Annotated in this window: 16 protein-coding genes; 8 read left to right on the forward strand and 8 right to left on the reverse strand. The window is 73.0% G+C overall.

Translation table 11 applies throughout. The features are described 5' to 3' along the window. The first annotated feature begins 38 nt into the window (after positions 1-38). From cobC to cobA, 3 genes are read left to right on the forward strand one after another with little or no spacing between them, the layout of a single operon-like run. Positions 39-1,130 carry an Rv2231c family pyridoxal phosphate-dependent protein CobC gene (gene cobC, locus ACIBR0_RS03075; protein ID WP_396712458.1) on the forward strand — a complete coding sequence of 364 codons (1,092 nt, stop codon included), beginning with the start codon at positions 39-41 and terminating at the stop codon, positions 1,128-1,130. Continuing rightward, positions 1,130-2,221, forward strand: a complete 1,092-nt coding sequence (gene cobT / locus ACIBR0_RS03080; protein ID WP_396712459.1) for a nicotinate-nucleotide--dimethylbenzimidazole phosphoribosyltransferase — start codon at positions 1,130-1,132, stop codon at positions 2,219-2,221. The genes cobC and cobT overlap by 1 nt, the downstream gene beginning before the upstream one ends. Next, entirely contained in the window at positions 2,218-3,450 is a 1,233-nt protein-coding gene (gene cobA, locus ACIBR0_RS03085; protein ID WP_396712402.1) for a uroporphyrinogen-III C-methyltransferase, read from the forward strand. Before cobT ends, cobA begins: the two co-directional genes overlap by 4 nt. Before the next feature lie 607 nt (positions 3,451-4,057). On the opposite strand, the gene otsB is transcribed toward cobA, so the two are convergent. Further along, a complete protein-coding gene (gene otsB, locus ACIBR0_RS03090; protein ID WP_396712460.1) occupies positions 4,058-6,619 on the reverse strand; it encodes a trehalose-phosphatase in 2,562 nt (853 codons plus the stop codon). A 41-nt stretch (positions 6,620-6,660) separates the two neighbouring features. Continuing rightward, positions 6,661-8,061 (reverse strand): trehalose-6-phosphate synthase, encoded by a 1,401-nt coding sequence (locus ACIBR0_RS03095; protein ID WP_357036913.1) that lies wholly within the window; start codon positions 8,059-8,061, stop codon positions 6,661-6,663. Between the two features lie 307 nt (positions 8,062-8,368). Here ACIBR0_RS03095 and ettA point away from each other — a divergent pair, with 307 nt between their 5' ends. From ettA to ACIBR0_RS03115, 4 genes are all read left to right on the forward strand, one after another. Further along, a complete protein-coding gene (gene ettA / locus ACIBR0_RS03100) occupies positions 8,369-10,045 on the forward strand; it encodes an energy-dependent translational throttle protein EttA (protein ID WP_396712403.1) in 1,677 nt (558 codons plus the stop codon). A 13-nt stretch (positions 10,046-10,058) separates the two neighbouring features. Continuing rightward, positions 10,059-10,505, forward strand: a complete 447-nt coding sequence (locus ACIBR0_RS03105) for a thioesterase family protein (RefSeq protein WP_357036919.1) — start codon at positions 10,059-10,061, stop codon at positions 10,503-10,505. Then, a complete protein-coding gene (locus ACIBR0_RS03110; RefSeq protein WP_396712404.1) occupies positions 10,502-11,233 on the forward strand; it encodes a hypothetical protein in 732 nt (243 codons plus the stop codon). Before ACIBR0_RS03105 ends, ACIBR0_RS03110 begins: the two co-directional genes overlap by 4 nt. Positions 11,234-11,364: 131 nt before the next feature. Then, on the forward strand, positions 11,365-11,952 hold the full coding sequence (locus tag ACIBR0_RS03115; protein ID WP_396712405.1) for a YbjN domain-containing protein: 588 nt from the start codon (positions 11,365-11,367) through the stop codon (positions 11,950-11,952). Positions 11,953-12,015: 63 nt separating this feature from the next. Here the strand turns inward: ACIBR0_RS03115 and ACIBR0_RS03120 are convergent, their stop codons facing one another. From ACIBR0_RS03120 to ACIBR0_RS03130, 3 genes are all read right to left on the reverse strand, one after another. Beyond that, a complete protein-coding gene (locus ACIBR0_RS03120; RefSeq protein ID WP_357037721.1) occupies positions 12,016-12,444 on the reverse strand; it encodes a globin in 429 nt (142 codons plus the stop codon). Between the two features lie 51 nt (positions 12,445-12,495). Further along, entirely contained in the window at positions 12,496-13,914 is a 1,419-nt protein-coding gene (locus ACIBR0_RS03125; RefSeq protein WP_396712406.1) for an MFS transporter, read from the reverse strand. 239 nt (positions 13,915-14,153) lie between these two features. Beyond that, positions 14,154-15,257 carry a mechanosensitive ion channel family protein gene (locus ACIBR0_RS03130; RefSeq protein ID WP_396712407.1) on the reverse strand — a complete coding sequence of 368 codons (1,104 nt, stop codon included), beginning with the start codon at positions 15,255-15,257 and terminating at the stop codon, positions 14,154-14,156. Between the two features lie 276 nt (positions 15,258-15,533). Here ACIBR0_RS03130 and ACIBR0_RS03135 point away from each other — a divergent pair, with 276 nt between their 5' ends. Then, positions 15,534-16,067 carry an HNH endonuclease gene (locus ACIBR0_RS03135; RefSeq protein WP_357037730.1) on the forward strand — a complete coding sequence of 178 codons (534 nt, stop codon included), beginning with the start codon at positions 15,534-15,536 and terminating at the stop codon, positions 16,065-16,067. Between the two features lie 12 nt (positions 16,068-16,079). Here ACIBR0_RS03135 and ACIBR0_RS03140 read toward each other — a convergent pair whose 3' ends face one another. From ACIBR0_RS03140 to ACIBR0_RS03150, 3 genes are all read right to left on the reverse strand, one after another. Next, positions 16,080-16,925 (reverse strand): class F sortase, encoded by an 846-nt coding sequence (locus tag ACIBR0_RS03140; RefSeq protein WP_396712408.1) that lies wholly within the window; start codon positions 16,923-16,925, stop codon positions 16,080-16,082. 12 nt (positions 16,926-16,937) lie between these two features. Further along, a complete protein-coding gene (locus ACIBR0_RS03145; RefSeq protein WP_396712409.1) occupies positions 16,938-17,480 on the reverse strand; it encodes a hypothetical protein in 543 nt (180 codons plus the stop codon). Between the two features lie 92 nt (positions 17,481-17,572). Continuing rightward, a complete protein-coding gene (locus tag ACIBR0_RS03150; protein WP_396712410.1) occupies positions 17,573-18,061 on the reverse strand; it encodes an Lrp/AsnC family transcriptional regulator in 489 nt (162 codons plus the stop codon). Between the last annotated feature and the right edge of the window lie 78 nt (positions 18,062-18,139).

Genomic DNA, 18,139 nt, shown 5'->3' on the forward strand with positions numbered 1-18,139 from the left:
GCTGTCCCGTACGCCGCCTTCCCGGCAGGATCGCGGACATGCGTGGTCAGACGATCGCGGTGCCCCCGGGCGCCAGCGGCTCCTCCGAGCCGGACCTCACCCATCACGGTGACGCCGAGGTGGGTGACGGACTGGTCGACCTTGCGGTGAACGTCCGGCGTGCCCCTATGCCCGACTGGTTGGCCGACCCGGTCACGGCCGCGCTCGGCGACCTCGCCGCGTACCCCGACCCCGGCCCGGCCCGCGCCGCCGTCGCCGCCCGGCACGGCCGCCCGCCGGCCGAGGTGCTGCTGACCGCCGGCGCCGCCGAGGGCTTCGTCCTCATCGCCCAGGCGCTGCGCGGCGTACGCCGTCCCGTCGTCGTCCACCCGCAGTTCACCGAGCCGGAGGCGGCGCTGCGTGCCGCCGGCCACGCGGTCGAGCGGGTGCTGCTCGACCCGGCCGACGGATTCCGGCTCGACCCGGCCCGGGTGCCCGACGACGCGGACCTCGTCATGGTCGGCAACCCGACCAACCCGACGTCCGTGCTGCATCCCGCCGACACCCTGGCCGCGCTGGCCCGGCCGGGCCGGGTGCTCGTGGTCGACGAGGCGTTCGCCGACACCACCACCGCCCCCGGTGTGCCCGGCGAGCCGGAGTCCCTCGCCGCCCGGCGGGACCTGCCCGGCCTGCTGGTCGTCCGCAGCCTCACCAAGACCTGGGGGCTGGCCGGCCTGCGCGTCGGCTACCTCCTCGGCGAGCCCGCGCTGCTGAAGCGGCTGGCCGCCGCACAGCCGCTCTGGGCCGTCTCCACCCCGGCCCTGGCGGCCGCCGCGGCCTGCGCCGGCCCCGAGGCGGTCGAGGCCGAGCGCGCCATCGCCGCCGGTCTCGCCGCCGACCGCGACCACCTGGTCGCGCGACTCGCGGCCCTGCCGGGCGTACGCGTCGCCGGCCCGCCCGCGAGCGCCTTCGTCCTCATCCACCTGCCCGGTGCGGCCGGCGTACGCGAGGCCCTGCGGGAGCGTGGCTGGGCGGTGCGCCGGGGCGACACCTTCCCCGGGCTCGGGCCGGACTGGCTCCGGATCGCGGTCCGCGACCCGGCGACCACCGACGCGTTCATCGAGGTACTGGCGAAGATCCTGGAGGCATGATGCTGGAGCGCACCATCGCGGCGATCGGGCCGCTCGACTTCTCGGCGATGGCCGCCGCCCGGGACCTCCAGGGCCGGCTCACCAAGCCCGCCGGATCCCTCGGCGCCCTGGAGGACCTCTCGGTACGCCTCGCCGGCCTGGCCGGGTCCTGCCCGCCACCGCTGCCCGAGCCGGCCGCAGTGGCGATCTTCGCCGGTGACCACGGTGTGCACGCCCAGGGCGTGACACCCTGGCCGCAGGAGGTCACCGCCCAGATGATCGCCAACTTCCTGGCCGGCGGTGCGGTCGTCAACGCGTTCGCCCGGCAGGCCGGTGCCTCGGTCACCGTGGTCGACGTCGGCGTCGCCACGCCCCTGCCGCCGGTACCGGACGCGGCGACCGCGAGCGCCCCGGCGACCGCCGGAGCCCCCCGGCTGGTCGCCGCGAACGTCCGCGCCGGCACCCGGGACCTCGCGGTCACCGCCGCGCTGACCCGGGACGAGGCCCGTACGGCGGTGGAGACCGGCATCCGGATCGCGCACGACCTGATCGACGGCGGCGCGGGCATCCTGCTCACCGGGGACATGGGCATCGGCAACACCACGCCGGCCGCCGCTCTCGTGGCCGCGTTCACCGGCACCGACCCGGCGGAGACGACCGGGCGCGGCACCGGGGTGGACGACCCCACGTACGCCCGCAAGGTGGCCGTGGTGCGCGACGCCCTGCGCCGGCACCAGCCCGACCCGGCCGATCCGCTGGGCGTGCTGGCCGCTGTCGGCGGCCTGGAGCACGCCGCCCTGGCCGGGCTGATCCTGGGAGCCGCCGCCCGCCGCGTGCCGGTGCTGCTGGACGGGGTGATCGCGGTCTCCGCCGCGCTGGCCGCCGCCGCATTCGCGCCGGACGCCACCGGTACGATGGTCGCCGGCCACCGCTCGGCCGAGCCCGGTGCGACGGTGGCGTTGCGCCACCTGGGTCTGGAGCCGCTGGTCGACCTCGGCCTGCGCCTCGGCGAGGGCACCGGCGCGCTGCTCGCCCTGCCGGTCGTCACCGGCGCGGTCCGGGTGCTGCACGAGGTCGCCACGTTCGACTCGGCCGGAGTGGCCGAGAAGTGAGCGGAAACCCGTACCCTCTCGGTCTGCGCCTCGCCGGTCGACGCGTGGTCGTGGTGGGCGGGGGAGCGGTCGCGACCCGGCGGGTACCGGCCCTGCTCGACGCCGGCGCGAACGTCTTCCTGGTCGCGCCCGAGCTGACGCCGGCGCTCCAGGCGCACGTCGACGCCGGTCGCCTGCACTGGGCGCCGCGCCGGTTCGCCCCCGACGACCTGGACGGCGCCTGGTTGGTCCAGGTCGCCGTCGACGATCCGGTGGCCGCCGCCTCGGTCAGCGCGGCCGCCGCCGAGCGCCGCGTCTTCTGCGTACGCGCCGACGACCGCGCCGCCGCGACCGCCTGGACCCCCGCGGTGACCCGCCACGGTCCGGTCACCGTGGCGGTGCTCGGCGGTGGCGACCCCCGCCGGGCGATGACCGTCCGCGACGCGATCCGCGACCTCCTGGGTGCAAGGAAGGGCCCCCTCTTAACGCCTCAGGTAGAGCAAGGGTCCCCTGTTAACACCTCGGGCGGCCGGGTCGCTCTGGTCGGCGCCGGGCCGGGCGACCCGGAGCTGATCACCGTCAAGGGGTGGCGGCTGCTCACCGAGGCGGACGTGGTGGTCGCCGACCGCCTGGTGCCCGGCCTGCTCCTGGACGAGTTGCGTCCCGACGTCGAGCTGGTCGACGCCTCGAAGATCCCCTACGGGCCGTCGAAGACGCAGGAGGAGATCAACCGGATCCTCGTCGACCGGGCGCTGGCCGGGAAGGTGGTGGTCCGGCTCAAGGGCGGCGACCCGTACGTCTTCGGCCGGGGCGGCGAGGAACTGCTCGCCTGCGCGGAGGCCGGCGTGCCGGTGACCGTGGTGCCGGGCGTGACCAGCTCGATCGCGGCTCCGGCGGTGGCCGGCATCCCGGTCACCCACCGGGCGGTGGCGCACGAGTTCACGGTGGTCTCCGGGCACGTCGCGCCGGACTCGCCGGCTTCGCTGGTGCGCTGGGAGGCGCTGGCCGGGCTGCGCGGCACCCTGGTGATCCTGATGGGCCTGAAGAACCTCGCCGCCATCACGGCGACACTGGTCGCGCACGGCCGGCCGGCGGACACGCCTGCCGCGGTCGTGCAGGAGGCGACGACCGGCGCGCAGCGGGTGCTCCGGTCCACGCTCGGCGCGGTGGCCGCCGATGTGGTCGAGGCGGAGCTGCGTCCCCCGGCCGTGGTGGTGGTCGGCGACGTGGTCGACGCCCTCCGCACCTGACCCTCGGCGCGGGTGCGGTCCGACCCGCCGGGTGTCAGGTGCCGAGCGCGCTGTCCGGCCTGCATGCCGCCCACCTGCTGTCGCTGACTCGGGCTCCTCTGTCTGCGGCCGTCACAGTCCTGGTCCTCGGCCCCGGCGGAGGCTCGGGTCGCCCTCGGGACCACACGTTCAACGCGGCCGCCTTCCTCCCTCGGCCCCGGCGGGGCGGGCGGCCTCGGGACCACACGTCCAGCGCGGCCGCCTTCCCCCGGTCCTGCGCTGTCGAGCTGATGTCACAGATGACTCATCGCCGTAAGGCCGTGGGGGTCGGTGAGCCGTGCGCGAGGGCCGTGGGCGGTGGGCGGTGGGCCGTGGGCCGTGGGCCGTGGGCGGTGGGCCGTGGGCCGTGGGCGGTGGGCCGTGGAGCCGCTGCGCCGTGAGGTCGTGGATCGGTGGGCCGTGATTCATCTACGACATCAGCTCGACAGGAGCCGAACGACCATGTGCCGCTGCCGCTGCGGCCCCGCCCGCCGGCCGCCGCGCCGGGTGCCGGGTGCGGGGTGCCGGGTATCGGCACGCGGCGGCCCCGGGACCGTGGGTCCCGGGGCCGCCGTCGGCGCTGGTCAGGTCACTGCTTGAGCATGTTGTCCAGCAGCAGGGCACAGCGGATCAGGCCGAGGTGGCTGTAGGCCTGCGGGTGGTTGCCCAGCCCGCGCTCGGCGAGCGGGTCGTACTGCTCGGGGAGCAGGCCGGTCGGCCCCGCGGTGAGGATCATCTGCGCGAACAGCTCCTCGGCGTCGGTGCGGCGGCCGGTGCGCAGGTACGCCTCGATCAGCCACGCCGTGCAGATGTGGAAGCCGCCCTCGCGCCCCGGCAGACCGTCGTCCCAGTGGTAGCGGTAGACGACCGGGCCGCTGCGCAGATCCGCCTCGATCTTGAGCACGGTGGAGAGGAAGCGCGGGTCGTCGCCCGGGAGCAGCCCGGACAGGCCGATCCAGAGCGAGGAGGCGTCCATGTCCTCGTGCCCGTACGCCACGCTGTACGCCTCGGCGTGCTCGTGCCAGCCGTACTCCAGCACGTTGGCGGCGATCCGGTCGCGCAGTTCCACCCAGTCGGGCCGGTCCTCGCCGCCGTGCTGGCGCACGACGTGCAGCGCGCGGTCCACGGTCATCCACAACATGACCTTGGAGAAGACGTGGTGCCGGGGTGGGAGCCGTGCCTCCCAGATGCCGTGGTCGGGCTCGTGCCAGCGGCGGCGGACCGCCTCGACCATGTTCTCCAGCACGCGCCACTCGTCGTCGCGTACCGAGCCGCGGGCGTCGGCCACGGCGGCGATCAGGTCCGCGACCGGGCCGAAGACGTCCAGCTGGAGCTGGTGGTTGGCGAGGTTGCCGACCCGCACCGGACGGGAGCCGGCGTAGCCCGGCAGCGTGTCGATGACCGCCTCGGCGCCCAGCTCGAAGCCGTCCACCGTGTAGAGCGGGTGCAGGCGCTCCGGGTGGCCACCGGTGCGTTCCACGACGCCGTCGATCCAGCGCAGCAGCCCCTCGGCCTCCTCGGTCGAGCCGAGGTCGACCAGCGCCCGGGCGGTCATCGCCGCGTCCCGCAGCCAGCAGTAGCGGTAGTCCCAGTTGCGGACGCCGCCCAGCTCCTCCGGCAGCGAGGTGGTGGCGGCGGCCAGGATCGAGCCGGTGGCCTCGTGGCAGAGCCCGCGCAGGGTCAGCGCGCTGCGGGCGACCAGGTCCCGCGCGGTGCTGGGCAGCCGGAGCGAGGCGACCCAGTCCTTCCACGGCTGCTCGGCCGCGGCCTGCCGTTCGTGGATCGGCAGCCGGTGGTGCTCCAGGCTGTGCGTACCGAAACGCAGCTCCAGCAGGATCTGGCCACCGGCGGCGGCGAGGTCCACGACGGCCTTCGCGGTCTCGTTCACGCCGTCGCTGACGACCTCCCACACGACGCCGGGGGAGTAGAGCGCGACGGGCTCGTTCGAGCCGAGCACCAGCAGACCGTCGCCGAGCGGCTGGAGCTGCACCGCGACCTGACCGAACTCCGGCCGGGGCGCGAACTCCAGGCGGGCCCGGACGGAGCCGGTGATCACCCGGATCAGGGTCGAGTCCCCGGTGATGACGGCGGGGCCGTCCGGCGTGGTCTCCTTGGCCGGCTTGTCCAGCCAGTCGGTCACGGTGAGCCCGGACCAGCGGGTCTCCACGGTCATGGTGCCGGAGCGGTAGCGCTGGCCGAGCGGGATGCCGCCCCGCTGGGGAGAGACGCTGAAGTGGCCCGCGGGGCTGCCGCCGACGAGGTCGGCGAAGATCGCCGCCGAGTCCGGCTTGGGGTGGCAGAGCCAGGTCACCTTGGCCTCGGGCGTGAGCAGCGCCATGGTGCGGCCGTTGGACAGCATCGAGTGTCGCTCGATCGGGACCGCACGCTCGCCGAAGAGCCAGTGCCGGCGTGTCTCCAGCAGCAGGCCGAGGGCGCGGGCGGCCTCGATCGGTTCGGCCACCCGGTAGCCGGCTTTCGTGTCACCCGGCCCGATCTTGATGCCGACGTCCGGCCCGTGCAGGTTGCCGAAGGCGTTCTCGTCGGTGACGTCGTCACCGATGAACAGCACCGCGCTGGCGGACAGCTGGGTGCGGAGCTGGTCGACCGCGGTGCCCTTGTGGGTGGCCACCACGGACAGCTCGATGACCTCCTTGCCCTGGGTGACGGTGACGTCCTCCCAGGTGGCGGGGCCGCTGCGCACCGCGTCGATGGCGGCGGCGGCGACCTGCGGATCGACTCCGCGGGTGTGCACCGCGACGCTGGCCGGCTTGCGCTCCAGCCGGACGCCGGGGTGCGCGGCGGCGATCTCCCGCAGCGCGTCGCGCAGCCGGGTACGCACGGCGATCAGCTCGGGGGTGAGCCGCTCGACGAAGCCGATGTCGAACTCGGAGCCGTGGCTGCCGACGAGGTGGACCTCGCTGGGCAGCCGGGAGAGCGCGGCCAGGTCGCGCAGTGCCCGGCCGGAGACCACCGCCACGGTGGTCTGTGGCAGCGCGGCCAGTGCGCGGACCGCCGCCACCGACTCCGGCAGCGGTACGGCCTTGCTCGGGTCCTCGACGATCGGCGCCAGGGTGCCGTCGTAGTCGCACGCGATCAGGAGCTGGGGCACCCGGGCGATGCGGCCGATGGCGGAGAGCAGTTCCCGGTCCATCGAGCCGGCGGCGGGAACGACGATGTCGTTGGTGGGGGCGTTCACGCGTCCTCCGAGTCGCGTACACCGAGCTCGGTGAGGAAGGACTTCGCCCAGTGCCCCACATCGTGGGTGCGTAGATGGCGTTGCATTGTCCGCATGCGGCGGCGGGCCTCCGGCTTCTCCACGTGCACGGCCCGCAGCAGGGCGTCCTTCACCGCGTCGGGGTCGTGCGGGTTGCATAGGAACGCCTGGCGCAGCTCGGTTGCGGCGCCGGCGAACTCGCTGAGCACGAGCGCGCCGCCCTGGTCGGCGCGTGATGCGACGTACTCCTTGGCCACGAGATTCATTCCGTCCCGGAGCGGCGTCACCATCATCACGTCGGCAGCGGCGTACATCGCGGCAAGCTCAGTGCGACTGTACGACTGATGCAGATAATGCACCGCCGGCACGCCGACCCTGCCGAATTCGCCATTAATCCGACCAACTTCGCGCTCCACCTTGACGCGAAGCGCCTGGTAGTGCTCCACCCGCTCCCGGCTGGGCGTCGCCACCTGCACCATAACCGCGTCCGGAACTGTCAACTTTCCGTCAGCCAGGAGCTCGCGGAAGGCCTTGAGGCGCAACTCGATGCCCTTGGTGTAGTCGAGCCGGTCGACGCCCAGGATGATCGTCTTCGGGTTGCCCAGCTCCTCGCGGATCTCCTTCGCGCGAGCCTGGATCCCGGGGTCCGCGGCCAGCCGCTCCATCTCCTGCGTGTCGATGGAGATCGGGAAGGCCCCCGCCTTCACCTGCCGCCCGTCGACCTGGATCATCTGCCCCTCGTAGCGGAGCCCGAGCAGGTGCCGGGCCAGCCGGACGAAGTTCTGCGCGGCCAGCCGCTGCTGGAACCCGACCAGGTCGGCGCCGAGCAGACCGCGCAGGATCTCGGTGCGGAACGGCATCTGCATGAACAGCTCGATCGGCGGGAACGGGATGTGCAGGAAGAAGCCGATCCGCAGGTCCGGCCGTAGCTCACGCAGCATCGCCGGCACGAGCTGGAGCTGGTAGTCCTGGACCCAGACCGTCGCGCCCTCGGCCGCGACCTCCGCCGCGGCCTCCGCGAAGCGGGCGTTCACCAGTCGGTACGCCTCACGCCAGCGGCGTTTGTAGGCCGGGGTCTCCACCGCGTCGTGGTAGAGCGGCCAGATCGTCGCGTTGGACTGGCCCTCGTAGTAGCGCTCCAACTCCTCGGCGCTCAACGGCACCGGGTGCAGCCGGATGCCCTCCAGGTCGAACGGCTCGGGAGCGGCGCCCGTGCCGCCGGCCCAGCCGACCCAGGTGCCCTGGTGCTCGGCGAGGACGGGGTGCAGCGCGGTGACCAGCCCGCCAGGGCTGCGTCGCCACTGCCGTCCCTCGGGTGCGCTCACCTCGTCGACAGGCAGTCGGTTCGCCACTACGACAAAGGAGCTGCGGACGGTCACGTTCGGCCACCTCCGGGTGCTGACGGGTCAACCGCGAATGAGCGTACTGAGCGTAGCTGCGGCGTCTGGGGCCCCGTGACGGAGTTACCTACCCTTCCCACGTCCGCCGAATCTTGGACGTGATCTTGTCGACAACGTGCCGTCCCGTACAGCTCGGGCGGGGTGATGTGGGCGCGGCGCCGCGTACCTGTCAGGATTGTCGACGGCGTGCGCGCGGCCGGCTCCCGGCCGGCGGCGGCGGGCGGACCTCGCAGCCCGTGCCCGTGCCCGCCGGCCCCAGTCGCAATCTACGGAGGTAGCCCGCACCGTGGCCCAGTTCATCTACGTCCTGGAAAAGGCGCGCAAGGCGCACGGCGACAAGGTCGTGCTCGACAACGTGACGCTGAACTTCCTGCCGGGGGCCAAGATCGGTGTGGTCGGTCCGAACGGCGCCGGTAAGTCCAGCCTCCTCAAGATCATGGCAGGCTGGGACCGGCCGAGCAACGGCGAGGCCCGGCTCATGCCCGGCTACACCGTCGGCATGCTCGCCCAGGAGCCCCCGCTCAACGACGCCAAGACCGTCCTCGGCAACGTCGAGGAGGCGGTGGCCGAGACCAAGGCCAAGCTGGAGCGGTTCAACAAGATCGCCGAGCAGATGGCGACGGACTACTCCGACGAGCTGATGGAGGAGATGGGCAAGCTCCAGGAGGAGCTCGACCACCTCGACGCCTGGGACGTCGACTCCAAGCTCGAACTGGCGATGGACGCCCTGCGCTGCCCGCCGCCGGACGCCGACGTCACCCAGCTCTCCGGTGGTGAGCGCCGGCGCGTCGCGCTGTGCAAGCTGCTGCTGGAGGCGCCCGACCTGCTGCTGCTCGACGAGCCCACCAACCACCTGGACGCGGAGAGCGTGCAGTGGCTGGAGCAGCACCTGGCCAAGTACGCCGGCACCGTCATGGCGATCACCCACGACCGGTACTTCCTCGACAACGTGGCCAACTGGATCCTCGAGCTGGACCGTGGCCGGACGTACCCGTACGAGGGCAACTACTCCACCTACCTGGAGAAGAAGGCCGCCCGCCTGGCCGTCGAGGGCCGCCGCGACGCCAAGATGAAGAAGCGGCTCACCGAGGAGCTGGAGTGGGTCCGCTCCAACGCCAAGGCCCGCCAGACCAAGTCCAAGGCCCGGCTCGACCGGTACGACGAGATGGCCACCGAGGCGGAGAAGACCCGGAAGCTGGACTTCGAGGAGATCCAGATCCCGCCGGGCCCGCGCCTGGGCAGCACGGTCATCGAGGCGCAGGACCTGAGCAAGGGCTTCGGCGACCGGCTCCTGATCGACAACCTGTCGTTCTCGCTGCCGCGCAACGGCATCGTCGGCATCATCGGCCCGAACGGCGTCGGCAAGACCACCCTGTTCAAGACCATCGTCGGGCTGGAGCAGCCCACCGCCGGCCAGGTCCGGGTCGGCGAGACGGTCTCCCTGTCGTACGTCGACCAGAACCGGCAGGGCCTGGACGGCGACAAGACGGTCTGGGAGGTCGTGTCCGACGGCCTCGACTACCTGATGGTGGGCAAGGTCGAGATGCCGTCCCGGGCGTACATCGCGGCGTTCGGCTTCAAGGGACCGGACCAGCAGAAGCCGACGAAGGTCCTCTCCGGCGGCGAGCGCAACCGGCTGAACCTCGCGCTGACGCTGAAGATCGGCGGCAACGTGATCCTGCTCGACGAGCCGACGAACGACCTGGACGTGGAGACGCTCTCCAGCCTCGAGAACGCGCTGCTGGAGTTCCCCGGCTGCGCCGTGGTCATCTCCCACGACCGGATGTTCCTCGACCGGGTCGCCACGCACATCCTGGCCTGGGAGGGCGACGACCAGGACCCGGCGAAGTGGTTCTGGTTCGAGGGCAACTTCGAGGCGTACGAGAAGAACAAGATCGATCGGCTGGGCGCGGAGGCGGCCCGACCGCACCGGGTGACCTACCGCAAGCTCACCCGTGACTGACGGGTGCTGACCCTTGTCTGACCGGTTCGTCTATCACTGCACCCTGCGCTGGTCCGACCTGGACGCGTACGGCCACGTCAACAACTCGCGCTTCCTCACCCTGTACGAGGAGGCGCGGGTGGCGTTGATGTTCGCCGGTGGCCGGGCGTGGGGGGTGGGCTCGTTCGCCGACGGGGTGGTCATCCGCCGGCACGAGGTCGACTACCTGCGTCCGGTCGACTACGCGCTCGGTCGGGCCACGGCGGAGGCCGCCCCGACGGTGCGGATCGAGCTGTGGGTGGAGGAGATCCGGGCCGCCTCGTTCACCGTCGCGTACGAGCTGTTCGACGGCGACGTGCTGGCCAGTCGGGCCCGGTCGGTGCTGGTGCCGTTCGACCTGACCCGGCAGGCGCCCCGGCGGATCTCCCCGGAGGAGCGGGAGTTCCTGCTCTCGTACGCGCCGGGCGGAGCGGGGGCGTGACCGGGTCGCACCCGGCCGCGGGGCCGGAACCGGCCGGACCGGTGGCGGCGCCGGCGGGCCACGGGCTCGTGGGCGTCGCCGACGCCGGCGCCTTCCTGGCCCGCCTGGTCCGGCTGGACCGGGCCGCCGTGGTGCGGCTCCGGCCGGGCGCCACACCGGGGCGTACGGCCCTCTGGGCCCGACTGCCGTGGGGCGTGCTGGTGGTCCGGACGGTGGCCGGCGAAGGTCCGGGCGACGCGACGGTGGCGGCGGGTGACCTGCTCGCCGAACTGGCGGCCGGTGGTCCGGGGCTGCCTCCGCGCCACGACGCGCAGTGGCGCTGGCCACTGCCCCCGGCTGCGAGTCGTCCGGTGGAGAGCCTGCCGGTCGCGCAGCTGCGCCGGATCGCGGACGCGGCGGCGGGCGCGCTGCGCGACGCCACGGCGCACGGGGTGGCCGGCCGGGCGGTCGGACAGCGGGCGGTACGCGACGCCCTGCTCGACCACGTGCCGGTGGTGGTCACTCCGGACGACGCGCCGGGTGATCCGGTGGAGGTGCCCCAGCGGCTGGTGCAGGGACTGGTCCGGATGGGCTTCCTCGGCACCGTCGGGACGACGCCGGACGGCGGCGACGTTCAGGTGCGGGTGGCCGCCCGATGGGTCGGTCTTGTGGGGCCGTACGGAGCGGCATGGTCGCAAAAGGCTACAGATCTTGCTGTCCGAGTCGTCACAACTCATACCTTCGGATGACCCAGGTTCATTCTTCTGGCCCGGGGCTGCCGTTGGGGGGATGCTTCAACCCGGCTGTCCGGGTACCGTCCATCCTCGGATCCAACGCACCGTAGGCGGCTGGATCCGCTGGGGAGTGAGGTGCGCGAGCGATGCCGTGGTGGTCATGGCGCCCCGGTCCCGCCAACGGCGGCGGTGAGCCGGAAGGTCGGAGCGGGATCACAGTGGAAGGCACCGTCCGGGTCGGACCACCGGCCCCCCGGCAGCCGGGCGACAACTGCCCGGGTGTCGACCGGCCGGCGATCGCCTCGATGCCGGCCACCGTCGAGCCGGTGACGCTGAGCCGGGTGTGCGACGCGCTCGACCTGCTGGACGTGCGTTACCTGGCCGACGGTGACGGGAACCTGCTGGCCATGTGGGAACGGCACGCGGTCCTGGTGGCCCTCGAAGGCCCGGAGGACGAAATCCTGGTCATGCGGGCCCGCCCGCACGCGACGGTGCCGCCGGACTGGGAGGACCGCGCGTACCGCGTGGTCAACGAGTGGAACCACACCCGCCGCTTCTGCAAGGCCTACATCGGCGACCCGACCGAGCGCGGGCAACTGCCCATCTACGCGGAGCTCCAGGTGCCGTTCGGCGCGGGGGCGCACGACGCGCTCCTGGTCGAGATGCTCGACTGCGGCGCGGCGGTGGCCACCAGCTTCGTCGACTGGCTGCACGACGAGGGCGCGCTCCTCTGACCGCCGGCCGGTGCGCCCGTCGCGGCGGCCGGCCCACGGCGGCCTCCGCCCGGCGCGGGGCCGTCAGGCCGGTCCGGCCGGGTCCTCCATCACGTTGACCATGAAGTACGCGGCCCGCTCCAGATAGTCCCAGAGGGCGGTGGCCAGCTGCGGCGGCAGGTCGAGCCGGTCGACGGCCCGGCGCATGTGCAGCAGCCACGCGTCCCGCTCGGCGGCGCCGATCCGGAAGGGCGCGTGCCGCATCCGCAGGCGGGGATGACCGCGCTGGGAGGAGTAGGTGTTCGGGCCGCCCCAGTACTGGATGAGGAAGAGGGTCAGCCGGTCGGCCGCCGGGCCCAGGTCCTCCTCGGGGTACATCGGGCGGAGCAGGGGATCCATGGCGACACCGGCGTAGAACTCGTCGACCAGCTTGCGGAAGGTGGGTTCGCCGCCGATCGCCTCGAAGAGGGTCGTCGACGCGCCCGGACGGTCCGATGCACCTGCGGCAGTCACCGCTCCATCCTGCCAGGTGGCTGCGGGAGCGTCCGGGGTGCCCGTTGTGCGTCAGGTCACCGCGTGCCGGTGACGGCCCGGCTCACCCGGCCGCCCCACCGGGTCGTCGGCGGTGGGGCGGAGGCATTCGCTGCCCGTACGTGCGGACGAGGTGCCCACCGTCGCCGTTCCGGCCGCGTCCGGCGCGTCGTCCCGGCGCTCGAACCGCGCCGCGTCGACGGTGGCGTCGATCGTCGCCCGGCTCGGCCAGGACAGTGCGGTGACCGTCATCAGCACCACGCCCGCCGCGCTCCACAACCCCACCACCAGCGGGATCGAGAACCGCTCGGCCAGCAGGCCGGTGACCAGCACCGCCATCCCCTGGATCACCTGCACCCCGGTGGCCATCACGCCGAACGCGCGAGCCCGGAACCCGTTCGGCAGTGCCTGGACGAACAGGCCGTTGGCCACCGGCAGCAGGCCGGCGACGGCGAACCCGCAGGCCGCCGCGAGCAGTGCCACCACGACCGGCGGCGGGTCGAGCAGGGAGGGTACGAGCACCAGCGGGGCAAGCACCGCCAGGGGACGCATCAGGGCCAGGCGCCGGGCCGGCGCGACCGCCCGCCCGATGAGCAGCCCGCCCAGGATGAAGCCGATCGGGTTCGCGGCCATGATGACGGCCTGCGCGGCGCCGGCGTTCATGCCGCCCGAGTGCTCGGAGGCCCAGGCCGCTGCCAGCCCCTCCGGCACGATCGAGAAGAGCATGGCGCTGAACACCAGCACGGCGATGGCCCGCAGGACCGGGGTGCCGAAGACGATCCGGAAGCCGTCACCGGTCTCCCGCAGGAGGTGGCTGCGGTGCGCGGCGGTCATCGCGGACGGTCGGTCGGCGACCCCGAAGTGCACCAGCGCGGCGGACAGGGCGAAGGTCACCGCGTTGGCCAGCAGCGCAACCGTCGGGCTGAACGCGGCGATGGCGGCACCCGCCAGGTAGCCGCCCACCTGCGCGGCCTGCCCGACGCTGCCGCTGATGGACAGCCCCAGCACCAGGCGGTCGCCGGTCAGCATCAGCGGCATCAGCGCGGACCGGGCGGCCTGGCTCGGCGGATTGGCCAGGGTGGTGGCGAAGAGCAGGGCCAGGGTGAGCCCGACCGGCGCCTCGGGGATGGCGATGAGCACCATCAGGGCCATCCGGATGAGGTCGCAGGCGACCATGACGTTCCGGTAGCGGTACCGCTCGGCGAGCGTGGCGAGGAACGGCCCGCCGACCAGCCAGGGAAGGTAGCTGACCGCGAACGCGGTGGCGGAGAGCGCCACCGACTCCGTCTCCTGGTAGACCAGGAGCGTCACGGCCGCCTTGGCGATGTAGTCGCCGACCCACGACAGAGTGCTCGCCGTGAGGACGAACCGGTACTCACGCTGGGCGAAGACCTCGCGGAAGGTGGCCGGGCCTTCCGGGGAAGGTCGCTCGTCGGGCACCGTCGCCTCCATCGTTCCGATGGGCCGGTCACTCGTGATGGTGGGCCCGGGAACCGTCGTCAGATCTACGGATCAGCGAGGACGTGACCACGCTCCGGCGGAAGCGCGTGTCCCGGATTCTGCCCGATCGTCCGACAACTGGCTAGGGTGAACGGGTTGAACGTCGCATCACCGACTGAACGAACGGACGATACCCGAGGGGCTCCCCGGCTCGCGACCCCCGCTGTCCGGGCATCACCGTCTTCGTACGGTCACACGGTTCCACCCGGGGTGGTGGCCCCCGGCGCCGGTGGCGCACCCGGTGCGGTGCCCCCCGGGAACCCCGGTACGCCGGACGCCGCTCCCGGCATGCCCGGGTAGAGCCGGGCCGCCGCGATCTTCGCGGTGATGCCCGAGTTCTCCAGCGCCTCGGCCAGTCGCCGGCGCAGTTCCCGGCCGACCGCGAACTGCCCGTCGGCGGTCGTCTTCACGACCGTACGGATCACCGCCCCGTCGACGGTCATCTGCTCCACGCCCAGCACCTCGGGCGGCTCCACGATCTCCGGCGCCAGTTCGGGGTCCAGGGCGACGGAGGCCGCCGCGGTACGCAGCACCGCGTTGGCCTCCTCCGTGCCGGCGAAACCGATCGGCAGGTCGACCACGACCAGCGCCCAGCCCTGGCTCTTGTTGCCCACCCGGACGATCTCGCCGTTGCGGATGTACCAGAGCACACCCCGGCCGTCCCGGACCGTGGTGACGCGCAGCCCCACCGACTCCACCACGCCGGTGGCCTCACCCAGGTCCACGGTGTCCCCGACGCCGTACTGGTCCTCGATCAGCATGAATAGGCCCGCGATCAGGTCCTTCACCAGGCTCTGCGCGCCGAAGCCGAGGGCCACGCCGGCGATCCCGGCGCTGGCCAGCAGTGGCGCCAGGTCGAAGCTGAACTCCTTGAGCACCATCAGCAGGGCGATGCCCATGATGAAGGCGGTGGTGAGGCTGCGCAGCACCGACCCGATCGCCTCGGCCCGCTGGCGCCGCCGCTCGGGCACGAACTCACCCGGCTCGGTGGCCGCGCTGGGGATCCGCTCGCGCAGCGGCCGCAGCATGGTCGGGACACCCGCGTCGGTGGTGGTCCGCACGAGCCGGCTGATCATGCGGTGCACCAGCCAGCGCGCGACCACCGCCAGCAGCAGGATCAGGCCGATGCGGACCGGCTTGAGCAGGATCCAGTAGCTGCCCTCGGCGAACCAGACCGAGCCGGTCAGGTCGTAGACGCCCTTGCAGAGGGAGTCGTTCAGGCAGGTGGGCGACGGGTCCGGTGCCGGCGCCTCGACGGCGGGCAGGGTGAGCGGCGGCAGGCTGACAGAGGTCACCGTGTTTTCGTACCGCACCCGCCGGCGCCCCGCCGCACCGACCCTCCGGATGGTGACGGCCGGTCGTACGGGGGCGAACCGGTCACCGGCGACGCGGGTCGGGGAACGCTTCGGTGGGGGACCCCGGATTAGTACGTGCAATCCGGGGTCTTATCAGGGACTATTGGCGCACGGACGTCGGTGATCCGGCCGGCGTCGGCCGTGGTGGGTCGCTGCGCCCAATTCCCCGGTCGGCGGTGGCACGCATGGGGCCGCTGAACCGGGAGGGTGAGCGCGATGCCTGACATACGACCCACGGTGGGCTCCGGCGCGCTGGTTCTCAACGCCACCTACGAGCCGCTGTGTGTCGTGTCGGTGCGTCGTGCTGCCATTCTCGTGCTGTCCGCCAAGGCGGTCTGCGTCGCCGACGGCGAAGGGGTGCTGCACAGCGCCCGCAACGCTCTCCCGGTGCCGTCGGTCGTCCGTCTGACCCGTTTCGTCCGGGTGCCGTACCGCACCCACGTCGGGCTCTCCCGCCGGGCGATCTTCGCCCGGGACGGTTGGCGCTGCGCGTACTGCCGGGGGCCGGCCGAGACCATCGACCACGTCTTCCCCCGCAGCCGGGGCGGCCGGCACGCCTGGGAGAACGTGGTCGCGGCCTGCGCCCGCTGCAACCACACCAAGGGCGACAAGACCCCGGCCGAGCTCGGATGGCGGCTGCACGCGTTGCCGGCGGCACCGAAGGGCACCGCCTGGCGGGTGCTCGGGCACCGGGCTCCGGATCCGCGCTGGGCCGACTGGCTGGACCTCCGCGAGCCCGAGGCCGCCTGAGCCGCCGGCCCGTCAGTTCTCGCGGGCCTGGACGAGGGACGCGAACACCACCACGTTGTCGGCGTAGCCGGTCCCGCCGCCCACCCACCGGCCGCCGCACGTGACCAGCCGCAGATTGGGGCGGCTGAAGTCGCCGAAGACCTCGTCGGTGGGGAAGCGCTCCTTGTCGAACCGCTCCACCTCGTTCACCTCGAAGACCGCCACCGTGCGGTCGGTGCGGGTCACCTCGATGCGGTCGCCCTCGCCGAGCTGCCGCAACTCGTGGAAGACGGCCGGTCCGGAGTTGGTGTCGACGTGCCCGACGATCACCGCCGGCCCGTACTGACCCGGGGTCGGGCCCTGGTCGTACCAGCCGGCCTCCTGCGCGCGGGTGGAGTCCGGTGCGGCGATGGCGCCGTCGGAGGCGAGCCCGACGCTGTGCACGGGCGCCTCGAGGTCGAGCGTGTCGATCTCGAGGCCGACCGGCGGGCTCGCCGGCAGGACGGGGAACTTCTTCGGCGGTGGCCGCAGTCCGGCGATGAACCGGTCCGGCAGGACGCGGTAGCCGGTGATGCGCTCCACCCCGAGCATCGTCACGATCAGCGCCATCAGCGTACCGATCACGAGGATCGGGAACCCCGGGTGCCGTCCGGGTGCCAGCCACCGCCGCCCGGCGGCCACCCGGCGCTGTCGCTGACGCACGGGCAGCGGCCCGGCTGCCGGGTCCGTGGTCGGGACGCTCGCCACGCCGGCCTCCCCGGCCACCCGGCGCAACCGTCGTGCGGTCACGGCGGCCACCCGGCCGGACGCGCGCAGCGCCCGCCGGGTGGCGGCGCCGACGCGCCCCGGTTCTCTGCTACGCCTGTGTGAGCCGGCCATGGCGACGGCGGGTCAGGAACCGGCCCCGGTGGTACGACGGCGGCCCCCGAAGAAGCCGAACCCCACCGCGAGCGCCACCGCGGCGAAGCCCCCGATCAGCAGCAGGGAACCCGGACCGGTGTCGCCGGCCGTGCCGCCGCCCCCGGTCGCCGGTCCCTTGGTGGGCTGCGCCATGTCCAGCACGGTGAACGTGGACGTCGCGGTCCTGCCGTTGTCGCAGCGCAGGTCGACCGGGTAGTCACCGGGTTCCTTGCTGCCCGGCACGGTGACCTGTCCGGTGAGGAACCCGTTGTCCGGTCGCAGCACGACCCGGTCGAACGCGTCCGAGTGCACGGTGGCCTGCTCGTTGTTGGCGTTGTCGCAGCTGGCGCGGATGCTCACCCGTGTGCCCGCCTGGGCGGGGTTGGGCGTCACCTCCACGAAGGTGTTCTCCTCCGCCCGGGCCGGCGCGGCTCCGACCAGGGCGAACGCCCCGATCAGGACGAGCGCCCCGAGCAGTCGGACGATGACTCCCGAGGCCTTGAACACACTCGGGTACGGTCGCAGACCCCGCATGATCCTCCCTCCCGGCACCGGTGCACCGGTCCTGCTGGGGCGACGCGCGGTGCTTTCCCGCTGGTCGGCCAGGCACACGGAGGGACGGCGTGTTAAGCGGGGGCCCTTCCTCTACCGGAGGCGTTAACGGGGGGCCCTTCCTTTCCGCCCAGCGGAGCGACCGGGTGCCACTCCAGCGGGGTGGAGAGGACCATGGTGCTGGACGGTTGGCCGTACGGGGCGAGCCGGTCGATGACCCCCTCGAACTCGCCGATCGAGCCGGCGGCGACCTTGAGCACGCTGCACGCGTCGCCGGTGATCCGGTGGATCTCCATGATCTCCGGCCAGCCCGCCACCTCCGGGTCGTTGAGGATGCAGCGCGACCCGTAGCAGGACATCCGGATCAGCGCGACCACGGTGCGACCGGCGCGGGCCAGGTCGACGTGCGCGTGGTAGCCGGTGATCACGCCCGACTCCTCCAGCCGCCGCACCCGCTCGGCGACGGCCGGCGGGGAGAGGTGCACACGGCGCGACAGCTCACTGAAGGACAGCCGTGCGTCGGCTTGAAGCTCGCGCAGCAGCGCCCAGTCCATCTCGTCCACGCTCCGACCTTACGTTCTCCAACCCGATGCCGCCTATCGCCTTTCATCTCAGAGGTCCCACCTGACCAGCGCCGTTGC

The organism is Micromonospora sp. NPDC049497 (assembly GCF_044465805.1).
GTDB lineage: Bacteria > Actinomycetota > Actinomycetes > Mycobacteriales > Micromonosporaceae > Micromonospora.

Bases quoted from the DNA above. Each gene is read 5' to 3' on its own strand.
- ACIBR0_RS03125 (WP_396712406.1), bottom strand. From the start codon at position 13,914: ATGGAGGCGACGGTGCCCGACGAGCGACCTTCCCCGGAAGGCCCGGCC.
- cobT (WP_396712459.1), top strand. From the start codon at position 1,130: ATGCTGGAGCGCACCATCGCGGCGATCGGGCCGCTCGACTTCTCGGCG.
- ACIBR0_RS03135 (WP_357037730.1), top strand. From the start codon at position 15,534: ATGCCTGACATACGACCCACGGTGGGCTCCGGCGCGCTGGTTCTCAAC.
- cobC (WP_396712458.1), top strand. From the start codon at position 39: ATGCGTGGTCAGACGATCGCGGTGCCCCCGGGCGCCAGCGGCTCCTCC.
- ACIBR0_RS03140 (WP_396712408.1), bottom strand. From the start codon at position 16,925: ATGGCCGGCTCACACAGGCGTAGCAGAGAACCGGGGCGCGTCGGCGCC.
- otsB (WP_396712460.1), bottom strand. From the start codon at position 6,619: ATGGACCGGGAACTGCTCTCCGCCATCGGCCGCATCGCCCGGGTGCCC.
- ACIBR0_RS03115 (WP_396712405.1), top strand. From the start codon at position 11,365: ATGCCGTGGTGGTCATGGCGCCCCGGTCCCGCCAACGGCGGCGGTGAG.
- ACIBR0_RS03145 (WP_396712409.1), bottom strand. From the start codon at position 17,480: ATGCGGGGTCTGCGACCGTACCCGAGTGTGTTCAAGGCCTCGGGAGTC.